The organism is Burkholderia sp. MSMB617WGS, assembly GCF_001532025.2.
GTDB lineage: Bacteria > Pseudomonadota > Gammaproteobacteria > Burkholderiales > Burkholderiaceae > Burkholderia > Burkholderia savannae.
In genome coordinates, this window is sequence record NZ_CP013458.1 from 1,050,754 (window position 1) to 1,067,846 (window position 17,093).

Below are 17,093 nucleotides of genomic sequence, written 5' to 3' on the forward strand. Positions count from 1 at the left end.
GCTGATCCGCGCCGGCCGCGCATCCGTTCGGGCCGGTCGAGCCCGCTTGCCGAATAGGGCTTCCCGCCGTCACGGCGCGCTCCATTGTTACACTTGCGTCAACTTTCCTCTGCTGAAGCCCGCCATGAAGCCCCAGCTTCTCGTGCTGATCCCGCTGCGCGACCACGCGCGCGCGCAAGTCGCCGACGCCTTCGACATCATCTACGCCCCCACGCCCGACGAGCGTCGCGACGCGATCGCCGAGCGCGGCGCCGCCGTGCGGGCCGTGCTGACGAACGGCACGGCCGGCCTGCTTGCCGACGAGATCGCGCGCCTGCCGAACCTCGAGTTCGTCGGCGCGCTGGGCGCCGGTTACGAAAACGTCGCGGTGGCCGACGCGCGCTCGCGCGGGATCGTCGTCGTCAACGGCGCGGGCACGAACGACGACTGCGTCGCCGATCACGCGTTCGCGCTGCTGCTCGCGGCGGTGCGCGAGGTCGCGAAGCTCGATGCGGCGTGCCGCGCGGGCGTGTGGCGCGACGCGCTGCCGATGCCGCCGAACGTCTGCGGCAAGCGGCTCGGAATCGTCGGGCTCGGCAACATCGGCGAGAAGATCGCCCGCCGCGCGGCGGGCTTCGATCTCGAGATCGGCTACCACAACCGCAAGCCGCGCGAAGGCGCCGCATTCCGCTATTTCGCGGCGCTCGACGCGCTCGCTCGCTGGGCGGATTTTCTGGTCGTCGCGACGCCGGGCGGCGCGGCGACGCGGCATCTGATCGACGCGCGCATCCTCGATGCGCTCGGCGAGCACGGGTTTCTCGTCAACGTGTCGCGCGGCAGCGTCGTCGACACGGCGGCGCTCGCCGACGCATTGCGCGAAGGCCGCGTCGCGGGTGCGGGGCTCGACGTCTACGAAGGGGAGCCGGAGCCGCCGCGCGCGCTGACGGCGCTCGACAACGTCGTGCTGACGCCGCACATGGGCGGCTGGTCGCCGGAGGCGCTCGACCGCTCGGTGCGGCAGTTCCTCGAGAACGCGGCGCGCCATTTCTCGGGGCGGCCGGTGCTGACGCCGATCTGACGAACGACCGTCCCGGCACGAACACACAAGGAGAAACGATGTCGACCTACACGGCCGAAGTGACGTGGCAGAAGCAGGAAAGCGAAGCGTTCACCGACAATCGCTACAGCCGCAAGCACGAATGGCGCTTCGACGGCGGCGTTCGCGTGCCGGCGTCGAGCTCGCCGCACGTGGTGCGCGTGCCGTTTTCCGATCCGGCGGCGGTCGATCCGGAAGAGGCGTTCGTCGCGGCGCTGTCGAGCTGCCACATGCTGTGGTTCCTGTCGCTCGCCGCGCAGAGGAAATTCGTCGTCACGGGCTATCGCGACGTGGCCGAAGGCACGATGGAAAAGAACGCCGACGGCAAGGAAGTGATGACGCGCATCGTGTTGAAGCCGCATGTGACGTTCGGCGGCGAGCGGGCGCCGACGCGCGAGGACGTCGACGCGCTGCACCACGCGGCGCATGAAGCGTGCTATCTCGCGAACTCGGTGAAGAGCGAGATCGGCGTCGAGGGGAGCTGGGCGCACGAGCACGCGCGCTGAGCGGCGCGCGGTTTCGGCGACGTTGCCGCGGCCTCCCGGGCGGCGCAACGGCGGGCGGCGACGCCGCGCGGCACGGCTCGCCGCCGCCCGCCGAACGGCGCATCCGCACCGCCGAAGGTTGCGGCCGTTGTGTCTGTCGCCTAATCTCCAGACATCATTTGCCTGCCGCGCCGGCGCGCGCCGGCATGGTCGACGCCGCCGGCGTCTTCATCCGGGCGGGCGGTGCGCCGCGGCCGGCATCGGCGAACGCGGCGGCCACGACAGACTGCTTCCGCCCGCGCGACGGGCGGCGCGCCGCCGCTCGCGCCCGGAACGCTTCGGAGCGCTCCGGAACGCGGCGGCGCGGTGCAGCAAGCTCGGCCTGCGGCCGCATTCTGCGATCGAGCTTATGAACGGCTTTCTGGCAACGACACCTCGGGGGAGTCGAGATGGCCTCGGGCATCAGGCGATTGGGGGAAAAAGCGTCGCGCTGGATCGACCTCGGCTTGTGGAGCGCCGCCGTGCTGCTGCTGTTGACGGCGGGCATCGGCGCGCTCGGCACGACGAACCTGTTCGACAGCGAGGCGGACGTCCACCGCGCCAACGAAGTGATTTCGGGGCTCGAACGGCTGCTGTCGCTCGCCCGCGACATGGAAACCGGGCAGCGCGGATACATCATCACCGGCAAGCCGGAATACCTGCAGCCTTACGAAGCGGCGCTGCCCGACATTCGCAAGCAGTTCGATTTCCTCGCGCCGCTCGTGCAGGACGAAGCGGTCCAGCGGCAGCGGCTCGCCGCGCTGCACACGCTGCTCGACAAGAAGCAGGATGAGCTCGCCTCGACGATCGCGCTTCGCAAGACCGTGGGTTTCGATGCGGCGCGCGCGGTCGTTTCGAACGATTCCGGCAAGATCTTCATGGATCAGGCGCGCGCGCTCGCCAACGACATGGAGGCGAGCGTCGAGCAACGATTGGTCGCCCTGCGCGAGCGCGCGAGAACGACACGCGACGTCGCCATCGCGGTGGGGCTCGCGTCCGGCCTGCTGACGCTCGCGGTGTGCCTGTCGTTCGGCTACATGATGCGCCGCCTGCTGCTCGTCGAGGCGAGCGCGGCCGACGATCTCTTCGAGCAGCGGGAATTGCTTCACGTCACGCTCGCGAGCATCGGCGACGGCGTCGTGGCGACCGACGTCGACGGCCGCGTCACGTTCTTCAACCGGGCCGCCGAGGAGATGACCGCGCTCGCCGGCGACGCCGTCGTCGGCCGGCCGATCGCCGAGGCGCTGACCTTCCGGCACGCATCGGCGCGACGCGCGATCGACAATCCGGCGCGCGTCGCGGTCGAGCGGCAACGCACCGCGACCCTGCCGGCTCACGCGCGGCTCGTCGGCCGCAACGGCGGCGAGCTGCCGGTCGACGGCAATGCCGCGCCCACTTTCGACGCGAACGGCAGGCTGATCGGCGCGGTGCTCGTCGTGCGCGACGTGTCGGAGCGTGAGCGGGCCGAGGAGCGATTCCGGCTCGCCGTCGAGGCCGCGCCGAACGCGATGATCATGGTGGGGCGCGAAGGCCGGATCGTGCTCGTCAATTCGCAAGCCGAAAGATTGTTCGGCTACGTGCGCGACGACATGATCGGACAGAACGTCGACATGCTGGTGCCGGAGCGTTTTCGTTCCGGGCATGCCGCCCATCGGAGCGCATTCTTCGGCAAGCCGGGCGCGCGGCCGATGGGCGCCGGGCGCGACCTGTACGGCCTGCGGCGCGACGGCGCCGAGTTCCCGGTCGAAATCGGGCTCAACCCGATCACGACGTCGGAAGGCACGTTCGTGCTCAGCTCGATCGCCGACATCACCGAGCGCAAGCGCTCGGAGCTCGAGCTGCGCCGCCGAAGCGAGGAGCTCGCGCGCTCGAATCAGGATCTCGAACAGTTTGCGTACGTGGCGTCACACGATCTCCAGGAGCCGTTGCGCGCGGTCGCGGGGCCGTTGCAGTTGCTGCAGCGCCGATATCAGGGGCAACTCGACGCGCGGGCCGACGAGTTCATCGGCCACGCGGTCGACGGCGCGACCCGAATGCAGGCGCTCATCGACGACCTGCTGAGCTATTCGCGCGTCGGGCGCCTGGAGGACGCGCGCCAGTCCGTCGACTGCGAGCGCGCGCTCGACGAGGCGCTCCGGAACCTGAGCGCCGCCGTCCGCGACGCCGGCGCGCGCATCAGTCACGACCGGCTGCCGGTCGTCCACGGCATCCCCGCGCAGGTCGTCCTTCTGTTCCAGAATCTGCTCGGAAACGCGATCAAGTTCCGCCGCAAGGATCGCACCGCGCATATCCATCTGGCGTCGGAAACGCGCGACGACGCGTGGGCGTTCCGGATCAGCGACAACGGCATCGGAATCGATCCTCAGTATTTCGAGCGCATCTTCCTGATCTTCCAGCGCCTGCATACGCGGCGCGAATATCCGGGAACGGGGCTCGGGCTCGCGCTTTGCAAGCGCATCGTCGAACACCATGGCGGCCGCATCTGGGTCGAGTCCGCGCCGGGGCAGGGAACGACGTTTTCGTTCACGCTGTCGCGGCCGGCCGCGGATGAAACGGGACGTCGATGAAACGCGATGAAACGCGCAATCCGAAGGAGGTGAGCGATGATGGCCGATGACGGAGGAAATCTCGTCGAGATCCTGCTGGTCGAGGACTCTCCGACCGACGTGATGATGACGAAGGAGGCGCTCGACTACTACAAGGTGCTCAATCCGCTGCAGGTCGTCGAGGACGGCGTCGAGGCGATGGCGTACCTGAGGCGCGAGGGGCGCTACGCGTCGGCGCGACGGCCGGGCCTCATCATTCTCGATCTCAATTTGCCGAAAATGAGCGGCCGCGAGGTTCTTCAGGAACTGAAGCGCGATCCGCGGCTCAGCACGATTCCGGTCGTGATCCTGACGACGTCGAAATCGGAAGAGGACATCGCGAGATCGTACGGACTGCATGCGAACTGCTACATCAGCAAGCCCGTCGATTTCGGCAAATTCACGGACGTCGTGCACAGCATCAACGAGTTCTGGCTCGGCGTGGTCACACTGCCGCCCGCGAAGCCATGAACGCATCGTCCAGAAACGTCGACATCCTGCTGGTGGAGGACAGCGAGACCGATGCGCTGCTGATCGGCGAAGCGCTGACCGACGTGACCGATTTCGAGCCGCGCGTGTCGAGCGCCGAGCTGCTGTCGACGGCGCTCGCGTCCGCGAAGCGCATGCATTACGACGTCGTCCTGCTCGATCTCGGCTTGCCCGACGCGCATGGGCTCGACACGTTCCGCCAATTTCACCGGCAGGTGCCCGACGTTCCCGTGCTCGTGCTGACGGGCCTCGACGATCTGTCGGTCGGGCTGCAGGCCATACAGGAGGGCGCGCAGGACTATCTGCTCAAGAAGCGGGTCGAGACGTCGCTGCTGAGCCGGGCGATACGCTATGCGATGGAGCGGCACCGTGTCGCCGCGGCGCTGTCGGCGAGCGAGGAGCGGTTTCAGCTCGCGGTCAGCGGCGCCAGCGCCGGGCTGTGGGACTGGAATCCGCAGACGGGCGCGATGTACGTGTCGCCGCACTTCAAGAAGATCATGGGCTACGACGACCACGAACTGCCCGACGAGATTACGGGGCACCGCGACGCGATTCACGCCGCCGACCTGAAGCGCGTGACCGACGCGCTGAAGGCGCACCTCGAGCATCGCGACACGTACGACGTCGAATACCGGGTGCGCACGCGCTGCGGCGATTTCCGATGGATTCAGTCGCGCGGGCAGGCGTTGTGGAACGGCGCGGGCGAGCCGTATCGGATGGTCGGCTGGATCATGGACGTCACCGACCGCAAGCGCGACGAAGACGCGCTGCGTGTGTCGCGCGAGGAGCTGCAACGCCTGTCGGCGCATATCCAGGGCATTCGCGAGGAAGAGAAAACGCGCATTGCGCGGGAATTGCACGACGATCTCGGGCAGCAGCTGACGGCGCTGAAGATGGCGGTCACTCAGGTCGAGGGCGAGTTGACGGACGCGGGCTGGTCGTCGCGCGCGAGCCGCTTGCCGAACGTGTATGCGTTGATCAGCCAACTGCTGGATTCGGTGCGGCGGATCGCGGCGGACCTGCGCCCCGTGATGCTGGACGATCTCGGGCTGACTCCGGCGATCGAATGGCTGACACACGAGTTCGGCGTGCGGTATCGCATCCGGGTGGTGAGCCGCATCGAGGCCGACGACATCGCGTTCAGTCGCGACAGCGCGACCGAGGTGTTCCGCATCGTTCAGGAGGCGCTCACCAACGTCGCGCGACATTCGGAAGCGACCGAAGTCGAGCTCGACATCGTGCGCGACGAGCCGCACTGCATCGTGCGGATCGCCGACAACGGCCACGGCACGGCTCGCGAAACGCGTCCCAATCGTCATTCCCTCGGTCTGCTCGGCATGCGCGAGCGCGCCGCGCGGCTCGGCGGCGAAATCCGGATCGATACAGCGCCCGGCCGTGGATTCGCGTTGACGGCCACGCTGCCGCTGGCGGTGATCGAGGCGGCCGATCCGGGCTGAGCGGCGGCGTTTCTCGCGTTCATCAAGCGCATCGCGTGGCGCAGTGCGTCGCGCTGCGGACATGGAGCGCGTCGACGCGCGGTTTCCCGTCGACGATGTCGCCGCTTTTTTTGCGTTGCCGGACGGCGCGACCTGCAGGCTGGCGCATGATGCCCGCGTAGCAGCCCTGAACGAAGTGTCTTTGGCTTGCCGCGCGCGCGGCGCATCCGCGCAAGGGCGGCCGTGTGACGGCTTCGCATCCGGCGTCGACGTCGATCGCTGCTGCGCGGGCCGAAGGCTGCGCATGTGCGTTCCCGCCGGAAAACGAAGCGCGCCGTCTCGCAACGGCCGGCGGCGACGCGCGTGCCGGCGTCGTCGCGCGAACGGGGCGGCCCATCAGTTCGCTGCCGCGCCGGCCGCGTCGCGCGCGGCGGCGCGCGCGTCGTCCGTCGACGCGAGCGCCTCGAGCGCCAAGCCTTTCGTCTCGATCCCCAGCGCGCCGACCGCCAGCGCGGCGACGACGAACGACAGCGCGCCGAGCGTGAACACGCCGCCTTGGCCGAAGAGCGGCAGCACGATGCCGACCACATACGGCCCGATCAGCGAGCCGACCCGGCCGATCGCCGACGCGAAGCCCGAACCCGTCGCGCGCGCGCCCGTGCCGTACAGCTCCGGCGTGTACGTGTAGAGCACCGCCCACATGCCGAACAGGAAGAACTGCATCGCGAGCCCGGTGCCGACGAGCAGCGTCACGCTGCTGCCGAACAGTGCGCTCTGTCCGTACACGTAAGCCATCGCGGCGCCGCCGACGAGCGACGCGATGCAGGTCGGCTTGCGTCCCCAGCGCTCGACGAGCCACGCCGCGCACAGGAAGCCGGGAATGCCGCCGAGCGAGATCAGCGCCGTATAGAACACCGATTGCGTGACGGCGAAGCCCGCCTGCTGCAGCAGCGCGCCGAGCCACGAGGTGAGGCCGTAGAAGCCGAGCAGCGCGAAGAACCACAGCAGCCAGACCATCGTCGTGCGACGGCGGTAGGCGGCGCTCCAGATCTCTCGCAACGCGCCGCGGCCACGCGCGGCGGCGGGCTCCGCGAGCCGCGACGGCGCAGGCAGGCTCGACACGCGCGCGGACTTCATCACCTTCGCCTCGACGCGCGCGAGCACGCGCTCGGCCTCGGCGAGCCGGCCGCGGTGCTCGAGCCAGCGCGGCGATTCCGGCACGAGCCGGCGCACGACGAGCACGAACACGGCGGGCAGCGCGAGCAGCGCGAACACGGTGCGCCAGCCGAACAGCGGGAGCACGAAGTACGACACGATGCCGGCGGTGATGAAGCCGAGCGGCCAGAAGCCGTCCATCAGCGCGATCAACCGGCCGCGCTTCGCGGCGGGAACGAATTCGGACAAGAGCGTTTGCGCGACCGGAAACTCCATGCCCATGCCGATTCCGAGCAGCACGCGATAGACGATCAGCGCGTCGACGTTCTGCGCGGTCGAGCAGAGGTACGACGCCGCGCCCCACAGCACCATGCTCCACTGGAACACGGGGCGCCGGCCGAAGCGGTCGGCGAGCAGGCCCGCGATTGCCGCACCGAGCACCATCCCGAAGAAGCTCGCGCTCGCGACGAGGCCGGCCGTCGCCGTCGATAGGCCGAACTCCTTCTTGATCGAGCCGAGCACGAAGGTCATCGTACCGAGGTCCACCGAGTCGAAGAAAAACGCGATCGCGATGATCACGAAGATGAGCTTGTGATAGCCGGAAAACGGCAATCGTTCGAGGCGGGCGGCGGCGCTGGCGCGCGTGGCGCTTGAAGGGGCGGCGAGGGCGGCTGGCATGGCGGTCTCTGGTGGTAACGCGGCCCCGGCGCGGGATGCGCGGGGCGCGCGGTTCGTTCAGTAGACTTGGCCATTATTCGCCGCCATAGAAGGAAAGCGGCATGCGGGTGGAACGGGCGCGCCGGCGCGTGACGCCGCCGGCGCGCCGCGCGGGCTTACGCGAGCGCTCGCCGCATCATGTGGTTCGCGCTCGACCGGTAGTCGGTCATCGACGACTGCAACTCGCGCAGGATCGCGTGCGCGCCGGCGTCGGCGGGCGCGTCGTGAAAGCGCGCGATCCACTGGCGAAGCCACAGCGGGCTCGCGGCCAGGTAGCGGCGAATCGAGTGGCCGTCGTCGAGCCGAGCATGGTCGTCGAGCAGGAACACGCCCGTCAGCCGCGCGACGATCTTGTCGTGCCGGCCTTCTTGCCAGACCGGCGTCGCGTGATCGTAGCGATAGTCGGCGGGCTGCGTGTGGACGAGACAATGCTGCAGCACGTCCGCATGCTCGCCCGGCTCGATCACGTAATGACGGCTCGTCGTGCCGGCGAGGCTGCGCACGTCGTTGAACGCGGTCACGTCGACGACCGACGTGCCGAGCCAGTCGAGGTGGATATCCGCGGCGGAGCCGAACGACACGAGCAGCGCGCGATCGAAGAACGCACGGAGCTCGTCGCCCGTGAGGCCGAGGCGCTCGCCGTCGTGGCACGCCTGCACGTCGAGCTGCTGCGCGGTCGCGATCCCCGAGCTGTGCGCGAAGCACTTGAGGAACGGCAACTGCTCGATCTGCTCCGCCTTGACGCGTCGCGCGCGCGAGCCGTCCTGATATAGCGGGAATCCCGCCGCGTCGCGGCGTACGAGCTGCTGCTCGGTGTACGCGAGCTTGGCAGGCTTGTCGACGAGGCGCGGCAAAATCAGGCGCTCGTAGATCAGTTGCGATTCCTGACTGAAGTAGATGCCCGCCGGGTCCGCGTTCAGCGCGAAGCGGTTGTGCAGCATGCTGGCTTCGATCACCGTTTCGCCGTCGTCGCGACGTCCCGAATGCGTGATCGCGAGCAGGCGCAGCGGCGTGTCGCGGCGCGCATGCTGCGAAGCATGCAATGTCGGATCGGCGGCGATCTGCGCGACGAAGCCATGGAACAGCTGAGCCATTCCGTTCGATAGCTTGAGGCCGAGCGGATAGTTGGTGGTCGGCGTGCTCGGCAACACGATCCAGTCGACGCTGTCGATCGCGGCCGGCAACTCGCCCGGCGCGATGTCGCGGCGCACGGGCGGCTCGCCCGCCGCGGCCGACGTTTCGAGCACGGTCCAGACCGGTCCGCACGCCTTGTGCGACGCGTTCGAGCGATCGCGCAACTCGAGCGTGAGCTCGCGCAACGCGTGGTAGAGCAGCGCCATCGTCGCGCTGTAGCGCGGGCTCTGGCGCAAGCCGAGATTCACGACGTTGCTGTAGTCGCTGTTGTATCGGCAAGGAATCCCGACCAGATATTCGAGGCAGCGCAGCGGCAGCGGCTTGAACTGGTCGACTCGCACGCTGTAACTCGCATCGTCGCGCGTCACGGTCTTGCCTGGGCGGGCGTAATCTTCGAGCGCGCGGTCGTACGCGTCGATCGAATAGCCGCGCGGCACGAGCAGCTCGCGCGCGAAATTCAGCGCTTGCGGGATCTGGATGTAGCGGGCGAGCAGATACTCGTGGTCCTCGTAGCGATCGAGCTCCTCGACGAACGAGCGAATCGTGACGCCGAAGCTGCGCGCGGCCGTCAGCACGTGTTCGGCGAGCGCGGCGGGATCGGTCGGCAGGGCTTGCGCGCTCGCAAGGTGCGACGCGAGCCGGTCTTCGATCTTGCGATACGTGTCGACGATCGGCCGCAGCGCATCGAGAATCGTATCGGCCGATACGAGACGCTCGTCCGCCGGATAGTGCGCGAGCGAGGCCTCCGCCTGGCGGAACAGCCCGACGTCGGGGCGCGACATGCCGAGCTCGTCGCGCAGCGTTTCGGCGTCGACGATGCCGATGCCGCGGCGCTCGAGCTCGAGCCGCAGCCAGCGGACCTGATCGCCCGTCCCGCATGCCTTGCGCACGCCGCCCGGCACGCGCGCGTCGAAGACGTTCAGCGCATCCTCGAGGCCGACGCGGATGCCGTCGAGATCGAGTGCGATCGCCACGTCGACGAGCAACGCCTGGAACGGGCCAGGCAGCAGCAGCGAGATCTTGCACGACGGAAAGTTGTCGCGAAGCTTGTCGACGCTCGGGCGCAGTTGCGTGGCGGCGAGCTCGACGGCCTTCTCGTGCGCATCGTCGGTGCCCGCTTGCAGCAGCTTCGCGATCGCCTTGCGCGTGGGCACGTCGATCAGCGAATCGTCGCTCGTGTCGCCGCTGACGGGGTCGCGATGGTATTGGTCCACGGCGGCGACGAGCATGAACAGCACCGGAACGCCGGCCTTGACGAGCGGCGACTGATAGAGCGTGATCGAATTCTCGACGATCGTGTGGTTGAACACTTCGATCTCGGGCCGCACGCCGACGTCCGCGAAGTGGGCGAGCTGATCCGCGAGGAACGCGTTCGGATTGTCATAGCCGCCACCTGCCTGGAACACGACAGGCCCGGGGCTGAACGACGCGACGTCGGGCGCGAGCTGCGCGTGGCCGTAGCGCTTCAGGTGCGCGCGCCGCAGCGGGCTTTGCGACGCGCGGCGGTCGCCGCGCGCGCTCGTCGACAGATTCAGGATCGCGGACGGCTCCAGGTCGAGCAGCGAGGGCACGATGCGATCGTAGTCCTCGAGCACGATGTGATTGCGCTGAGAGCCGACGCCGATCGGCGCGTTCAGCCCGGGAATCGCGAGCGTCGCCTGGTCGTCGGTCGCGCGCGTGTGCAGATGGACCACCGCCGCGCCTTCGCGGAGGGCCTCGCGCGATGCGTCGACGATGCCTTCCGCCGTGATCGGCAGAAAGGGCGAGCGCGCCTTGCCCGGCTGCCAGTAGCCGGCGTCGCATGTGCGCCAGCCGTGTTCGAACAGCGATTCGAGCACGGCCGCATTGTCGGCGCGAATCCGCTCGACGAAGTCCGGCGACAGATACGTGTGGATTCGATCGTGCGTCCAGGTCAGGCTGCCGTCTTCGGTGGCGGTCCAGCCGAACGTCGTGAGCTGCAGGACGATCTGCCGGGCCAGTTCGATCGACGACAGGCGCTCGAGCGTCGTGCGCGTGATCAACGGCGGCTGGGCGAGCGACGGCGAAGTCAGCGTGCGATGCCATACGTTGCCGTCCGGCGTCCAGCCGTTCCGGCGCAGTGCGTCCGGCGCGGTGGCCGATTCTTGCGCGCCTTCGTATTCGGTCAGATCGATCGGCGCATCGAAGCCGAATTCGCGCACGATGCCGCCCGCGGGCACGGCCTCCCATCCGTTGGCCTCGAGAGCCTTGGTCGTGGTCTCGCGCGTATCGGCGGGCAGCAGCTCGAGCAACGCATGCGGGATGAACTTCGGCTCCAGCGGATCGAGGAACTTCGGGACAGCGCCGACAGGGGCTGCAGTGATGTAGAAGGTCTTGACCATGATCGTCCTGAAATACGTTAGAAAGTGATCCTAAATAATTGAGATCGGATGCGACATTTCATGGTGCCGCTGAATCGCCGGGCCGGGTTGTGCCGCGTTTTGCCTCGGTCCGGGTCGTGAACGGCTCGTCCGCCTAAATGCGGAAGGCACCTCGCCGGTATGGCTGTAAGGTGCCTTGCAGACATCTTACAATAAAATTACGCTGATTTATAAAAATAATTATGAGTTGAATTTTTTGAAATTTAAATGAGCTTAATTTCGTTGATGTTAATTTATTCGATTCGTTTGTTTCGATTGGGGAGAATCGTGCGGCGCGCTTGATGTCATGGCTTGATGGGGCGGGCGGGCGCTGGGGCTCCGTGGGCATTGGGCGCGGATTGCGCCGTTTCCTGATTCCGATATGGCGATAAAGCGGGGTTCGATATTTTTGTGAGCAATGTGAATCGATGGATGACTGAATTTGAATATTCAATGGATTCGATATCGATCGACAAACCATTTGGGCGGATGGATTCGGAGAATTTCTGTTTTTGTGAAATCGATATTTCAGTAAATTGCGTGCCGATTGCTTAATCGTTGCATCGAACGAACTGCAGTGCGGTGCAGTGCAGTGCTGCGCTTGATCGTCGAGATGAGCCGGCAATCGATCGGCGCGGGCACAACGCTTGGACGGGCGCGCCGGCGGTCGCGGATTGCGTTTCGGGCAGGGGGCTTGATCGGCGCATTGCGCGGCAAGCGGTAATCGATCCGCGCCGCGCTGCTTTGTCGACCTAGCCGCCGGTGCGTGCGCTCAGCCCGCACTGATTGCGATCGCGCAGGGATGGATTCGAACGTGCGCGGCATGCGGGGCGGCCGGCGCGTCATCGATGCGCTCCTTGCCGATTCGAGGCGAGCGGCATGCGTCGCTCAGGCTATCGTGGGATTGGCGTCGGGAGGTCGCCCGTATCGACCGAAATCATGCGACATCGCACGGGTGATCCTCGAGAAGCGCCGGTTCCTCATTGTCGGCGCAGTATCGTTGTGGCCGGTGCGCGCATGGCACCGAACATGCGCGACGCAGGGCGGGCGCAGGATTTGCCTGTCGGGTGCGCGTGCGTCGATCGAGCGAGCGGACAGTCGGTCGACCGGTCGTTTATTCGAGGCACGTGCGACATGCGGCACCGGTGGCCGCATCGAACGCGCTCGAAGCGTTCTCGCGCGTCGATGGCCATCGGTGCGGCATCCGCCGAACGAGCCTACGCGGTGGCGGGCGCTCGGGCAGGCTTGCCGCCGCGCGCAGGCGCGCCGTTCGCGACGTAGTACCGCACGTTCGCGCGTTCGAGCGGCTCGCGCTTGCGGATCTTGTCGGCGATCTTCTCGGCGATCATGATCGTCGGCGCGTTCAGGTTGCCGGTCGTGATGATCGGCATGATCGAAGCATCGACGACGCGCAGCCCCTCGAGCCCATGCACGCGGCCTTCGTCGTCGACGACGGCCGTGTCGTCGAAGCCCATCTTGCACGAGCAGGACGGATGGAACGCCGTTTCCGCGCGGGCGCGCACGAATGCATCGAGGTCGTTGTCGCTCTTCAGATCGATGCCCGGATTCAGCTCGCGGCCGCGGAAGCGGTCGAGTGCCGGCTGGCGCATGATCTCGCGCGTCGCGCGGATCGCATCGCGGAATTCGCGCCAGTCGAGCGCTTCCGACATGTAGTTGAACAGAATGCTCGGATGCGCGTTCGGATCGCGCGAGCGCAGCTTCACGCGGCCGCGGCTCGGCGAACGCATCGAGCCGACGTGCGCCTGGAAGCCGTGCATCTCGATCGCGTTCGAGCCGTTGTAATTGATCGCGACGGGTAGGAAGTGATACTGGATGTTCGGCCACCGGTCGTCGTCGCGCGTGCGGATGAAGCCGCCCGCTTCGAAGTGGTTGCTCGCGCCGAGGCCCGTGCCGTTGATCATCCACTCAAGGCCGATCTTCGGCTGGTTCCACCACTTGAGCGCCGGATATAGCGACACCGGCTCCTTGCATTCGTACTGGATGTACATCTCCAGGTGATCCTGCAGATTGCGGCCGACGCCGGGCAGATCGAGCACGATGGGAATGTCGAGCTCACGCAGCCATTCGCCGGGGCCGACGCCCGAGCGCTGCAGCAGTTGCGGCGACGCGATCGCGCCGCTGCACACGAGCACTTCGCGGCGCGCATGCGCGGTGACGCGCTCGTTGCCGTGCAGGAACGCGACGCCCGTCGCGCGCTTGCCGGAGAACAGAATGCGATCGGCAAGCGCATGCGTGACGATCTCGAGATTCGAGCGTGGGCGCGCCTGGTCGAGATAGCCGCGCGCGGTCGATGCGCGGCGGCCTCGCGGCGTGACCGTGCGGTCCATCGGGCCGAAGCCTTCCTGCTGATAGCCGTTGAGGTCGTCGGTGCGCGGATAGCCGGCCTGGACGCCGGCCTCGACCATCGCCTCGAAAAGCGGATTCACGCCGGGCTTGCTCGTCGTCACGGACACCGGGCCGTCGCCGCCGTGATAGTCGTTCGGGCCGACGTCGCGCGTCTCGGCCTTCCTGAAGTACGGTAGGCAGTCGAGGTACGACCAGTCTTCGAGGCCCTTGTGGGTCGACCAGTTGTCGTAGTCGAGCGCGTTGCCGCGGATGTAGCACATTCCGTTGATCAGCGACGAGCCGCCGAGGCCCTTGCCGCGGCCGCACTCCATCCGCCGATGATTCATGTGCGGCTCGGGATCGGTTTCGTATGCCCAGTTGTAGCGGCGGCCCTGCAGCGGGTAGGCGAGCGCCGCCGGCATCTGCGTGCGGAAGTCGAGCCGGTAGTCGGGGCCGCCCGCCTCGAGGAGCAGCACGGTGACGTCCGGGTCCTCGGTGAGGCGCGTCGCGAGCACGTTGCCCGCTGAGCCCGCGCCGCAGATGATGTAATCGAATTCGCGCGTCGTCATCGTTGCGTTCTCCTCAATGCTTAGAACACCGGTTGATAGCGGCCGAGCTCGACCTGCACCGATTTGATTCGAGTGTAGTGCTCGAGCGTCGTGATGCCGTTCTCGCGTCCGACACCGGATTGCTTGTAGCCGCCAACGGGCATCTCGGCGGGCGATTCGCCCCACGTGTTGATCCAGCAGATGCCGGCTTCGAGGCGATGGATCGCGCGGTGCGCGCGAGACAGGTTCTCGGTGACGACGCCCGCCGCGAGGCCGTATTCGGTCGCGTTCGCGCGCGCGATCGCCTCGTCTTCCGTCTCGAACGACAGAATGCTCATCACCGGGCCGAAGATTTCTTCGCGAACGATCTTCATGTCGTCGCGGCAATCGCCGAACACGGTCGGCGCGACGTACTGGCCGCTCGCGAAGTGGTCGTGCGCGAGGCGCGCGCCGCCCGCGAGCAGCTTCGCGCCTTCGGTTTTGCCGCTCTCGATGTAGCCGAGCACCTTGTCGAGTTGCGCGGCGCTCGCGAGCGGGCCGAAATTCGTGTCGGGGTCCGAAGGTTTGCCGACGCGGATTCGCGCGACGCGTTCGAGCACGCGCTGCACGAACGCCTCTTTCACCGCTTGCTGCACGAACACGCGCGTGCCGTTCGTGCACACCTGCCCCGCACTGAAGAAGTTCGCGGTGACGGCGATGTCGGCCGCGCGGTCGAGCTCGGCGTCGTCGAACACGATGAGCGGCGACTTGCCGCCCAGCTCCATCGTCACCTCCTTCAGCGACGAAGCGCCTGCGAGCGACATCACTTTCTTGCCGGTCTCGACGCCGCCCGTGAACGACACCTTCGCGATCCCCGGATGCGCGGTAAGCAGCGCGCCGACCGAGCCGTCGCCCTGCACGACGTTGAACACGCCGGCGGGCACGCCCGCTTCGGTATAGATCTCGGCGAGCTTGAGCGCGGACAGCGGCGTGACTTCGCTCGGCTTGAAGATCATCGCGTTGCCGGCGGCGAGCGCGGGCGCGCTCTTCCAGCACGCGATCTGGATCGGATAGTTCCACGCGCCGATGCCCGCGCATACGCCGAGCGGCTCGCGCCGCGTGTAGACGAACGATTCCGGACGCAGCGGCACTTGCAGGCCTTCGATCGCGGTCGCGAGGCCCGCGTAGTACTCGATCACGTCGGCGCCCGTGACGATGTCGACGGCGCGCGTTTCGGCGATCGGCTTGCCGGTGTCGCGCATTTCGAGCTCGGCGAGTTCGTCGTTGTGCTCGCGCAGCAGTTCGACCGCGCGGCGCAGGATGCGCGAGCGCTGCATCGCGGTCATCGCCGCCCATTCGCGCTGGCCTTCGCGCGCGGACGCGACCGCGCGCTCGACGTCGTCGGCGCTCGCTTGCTGAACGCTTGCTAGCAGTTCGCCCGTCGCCGGATCGAACGTGTCGAACGTCTTGCCGCTCGTGGCGTCGGCGTAGGCGCCGGCGATGTAAAGGCGTTGCAGGCCGTATACGGACATAAGGATCTCCTTGAGTGGGCGAGGGTGCGTGGCGCGTCAGGCGCGCGGCGCGAGCAACAGGTCGATGTAATCGTTGGCGAGCTTCAGGGCTGCCTCGGTGTCGAACGGTTCGCCCGCGAGCGCGCCGCGCAGCCACAGGCCGTCGATCAGCGCGGCGAGGCCGCTTGCGGCCTCGCGGGCTCGCGCGCGGGGCCGCGTCTTTGCGAACTCCGCGCACAGATTCGAATAGAGCCGCCGCGTGTTGACGCGCTGCAGGCGTTTCAACGTCGGCTCGTGCATGCTCTGCGACCAGAACGCGAGCCAGGTCTTCATCACGGGCGCGCTGATTTGCGTGCCGTCGAAGTTGGCCGCGACGACGGCACGCAGCCGCGCGCGCGGCTCACCACCGGAGGCCGCGGCGCGATGGCGCGCGGTCGCGGCCCACAGGTCGCGCAGCACGTGGCGCATCGTTGCTTCGAGCAGGCCGTCCTTGTCGCCGAAGTAATGGCTGACGATGCCCGTCGAGATGTTCGCGCGCTGAGCGACGGATGCGAGCGTCGTGCCGGGTAGGCCGGCCTCGTCGATGGAGCGGAGCGTCGCGTCGATCAATTGGGCGCGACGGATCTCGCGCATTCCGAGTTTGGGCATCGCGGGGCCTTTGTGCGCGAGGCGGGTGAGCGAAGCCGAAAGGATAGCGGTTTTTTATTGAACGTTCAATCAATAAAAATATGTGGGGATCGACCGATGCGGTGGAACGCTCGAGGTGGGTGGGGGCTTTTTGCTCGCGTCGGCCGCCGGCGTGCGCGTGCCGCATCGGTGCGCAGTTAATCCGCGCATTGGTGAAAGTGAATTGGAAGATTGATGAGAATGTTTAAAACGTTTCAATCGGCAATTCGTGTATTACGGGTTCGTGTTATAGGCGGGGCGTTAATGCCAATAAGTATGAAGTTAAATATCCGTTTTGGTGCGCGACTGTCATCGGATAGGTATTGCGAAAGCGGAAGGGTGATGCGATCGCGATGTCGGGATTGGAGATTTCGCGCTTCGGCGGGTATTGATTCGGATGGGTGGGGTATCCGGGGCGGGCGCGCGAGGATCGGTTCTGGAGGGTTGTGTGACGGGCGTCTCGGTCGATGCCGTCGTGATGCGTTCTATATCACAGAAAATATTTCGGGGCGATGAAGGGGTTAATCGGATCAGGGATTTTAGAATGATT

The 17,093-nt window shown here is 67.0% G+C and carries 11 protein-coding genes; 5 read left to right on the top strand and 6 right to left on the bottom strand.

Translation table 11 applies throughout. From position 1 onward, the window contains the following. Positions 1-124: 124 nt before the first annotated feature. On the top strand, positions 125-1,057 hold the full coding sequence (locus tag WT60_RS25135; protein WP_038752867.1) for a 2-hydroxyacid dehydrogenase: 933 nt from the start codon (positions 125-127) through the stop codon (positions 1,055-1,057). Between the two features lie 38 nt (positions 1,058-1,095). Continuing rightward, positions 1,096-1,581, top strand: coding sequence for an OsmC family protein (locus WT60_RS25140; RefSeq protein ID WP_059583874.1), 486 nt, complete (start codon positions 1,096-1,098; stop codon positions 1,579-1,581). A gap of 154 nt (positions 1,582-1,735) precedes the next feature. Here the strand turns inward: WT60_RS25140 and WT60_RS34725 are convergent, their stop codons facing one another. Continuing rightward, positions 1,736-2,107: a hypothetical protein gene (locus WT60_RS34725; RefSeq protein WP_162483271.1), complete on the bottom strand. Its 372-nt coding sequence runs from the start codon at positions 2,105-2,107 to the stop codon at positions 1,736-1,738. On the opposite strand from WT60_RS34725, the gene WT60_RS25150 reads away from it, so the two are divergent. From WT60_RS25150 to WT60_RS25160, 3 genes are read left to right on the top strand one after another with little or no spacing between them, the layout of a single operon-like run. After that, positions 2,010-4,166: a PAS domain S-box protein gene (locus tag WT60_RS25150; RefSeq protein ID WP_038752861.1), complete on the top strand. Its 2,157-nt coding sequence runs from the start codon at positions 2,010-2,012 to the stop codon at positions 4,164-4,166. The genes WT60_RS34725 and WT60_RS25150 overlap by 98 nt on opposite strands. 36 nt (positions 4,167-4,202) lie before the next feature. Next, positions 4,203-4,655, top strand: a complete 453-nt coding sequence (locus WT60_RS25155) for a response regulator (protein ID WP_038752859.1) — start codon at positions 4,203-4,205, stop codon at positions 4,653-4,655. After that, positions 4,652-6,130 carry a PAS domain-containing protein gene (locus WT60_RS25160; protein WP_060355954.1) on the top strand — a complete coding sequence of 493 codons (1,479 nt, stop codon included), beginning with the start codon at positions 4,652-4,654 and terminating at the stop codon, positions 6,128-6,130. Before WT60_RS25155 ends, WT60_RS25160 begins: the two co-directional genes overlap by 4 nt. A 375-nt stretch (positions 6,131-6,505) precedes the next feature. Here the strand turns inward: WT60_RS25160 and WT60_RS25165 are convergent, their stop codons facing one another. The 5 genes from WT60_RS25165 to betI form a co-directional block, all read right to left on the bottom strand. Then, entirely contained in the window at positions 6,506-7,942 is a 1,437-nt protein-coding gene (locus tag WT60_RS25165) for an MFS transporter (protein ID WP_060355953.1), read from the bottom strand. 155 nt (positions 7,943-8,097) lie between these two features. Then, positions 8,098-11,475, bottom strand: coding sequence for a 3-keto-5-aminohexanoate cleavage protein (locus tag WT60_RS25170; RefSeq protein ID WP_060355952.1), 3,378 nt, complete (start codon positions 11,473-11,475; stop codon positions 8,098-8,100). A 1,235-nt stretch (positions 11,476-12,710) separates the two neighbouring features. After that, complete coding sequence (gene betA / locus WT60_RS25175) at positions 12,711-14,408, bottom strand: choline dehydrogenase (RefSeq protein ID WP_059646972.1); 1,698 nt, start codon at positions 14,406-14,408, stop codon at positions 12,711-12,713. 20 nt (positions 14,409-14,428) lie between these two features. Continuing rightward, positions 14,429-15,898, bottom strand: a complete 1,470-nt coding sequence (betB, locus tag WT60_RS25180; RefSeq protein ID WP_038752850.1) for a betaine-aldehyde dehydrogenase — start codon at positions 15,896-15,898, stop codon at positions 14,429-14,431. A 36-nt stretch (positions 15,899-15,934) separates the two neighbouring features. Next, positions 15,935-16,525 carry a transcriptional regulator BetI gene (gene betI, locus WT60_RS25185; protein WP_038752849.1) on the bottom strand — a complete coding sequence of 197 codons (591 nt, stop codon included), beginning with the start codon at positions 16,523-16,525 and terminating at the stop codon, positions 15,935-15,937. Positions 16,526-17,093 lie beyond the last annotated feature (568 nt).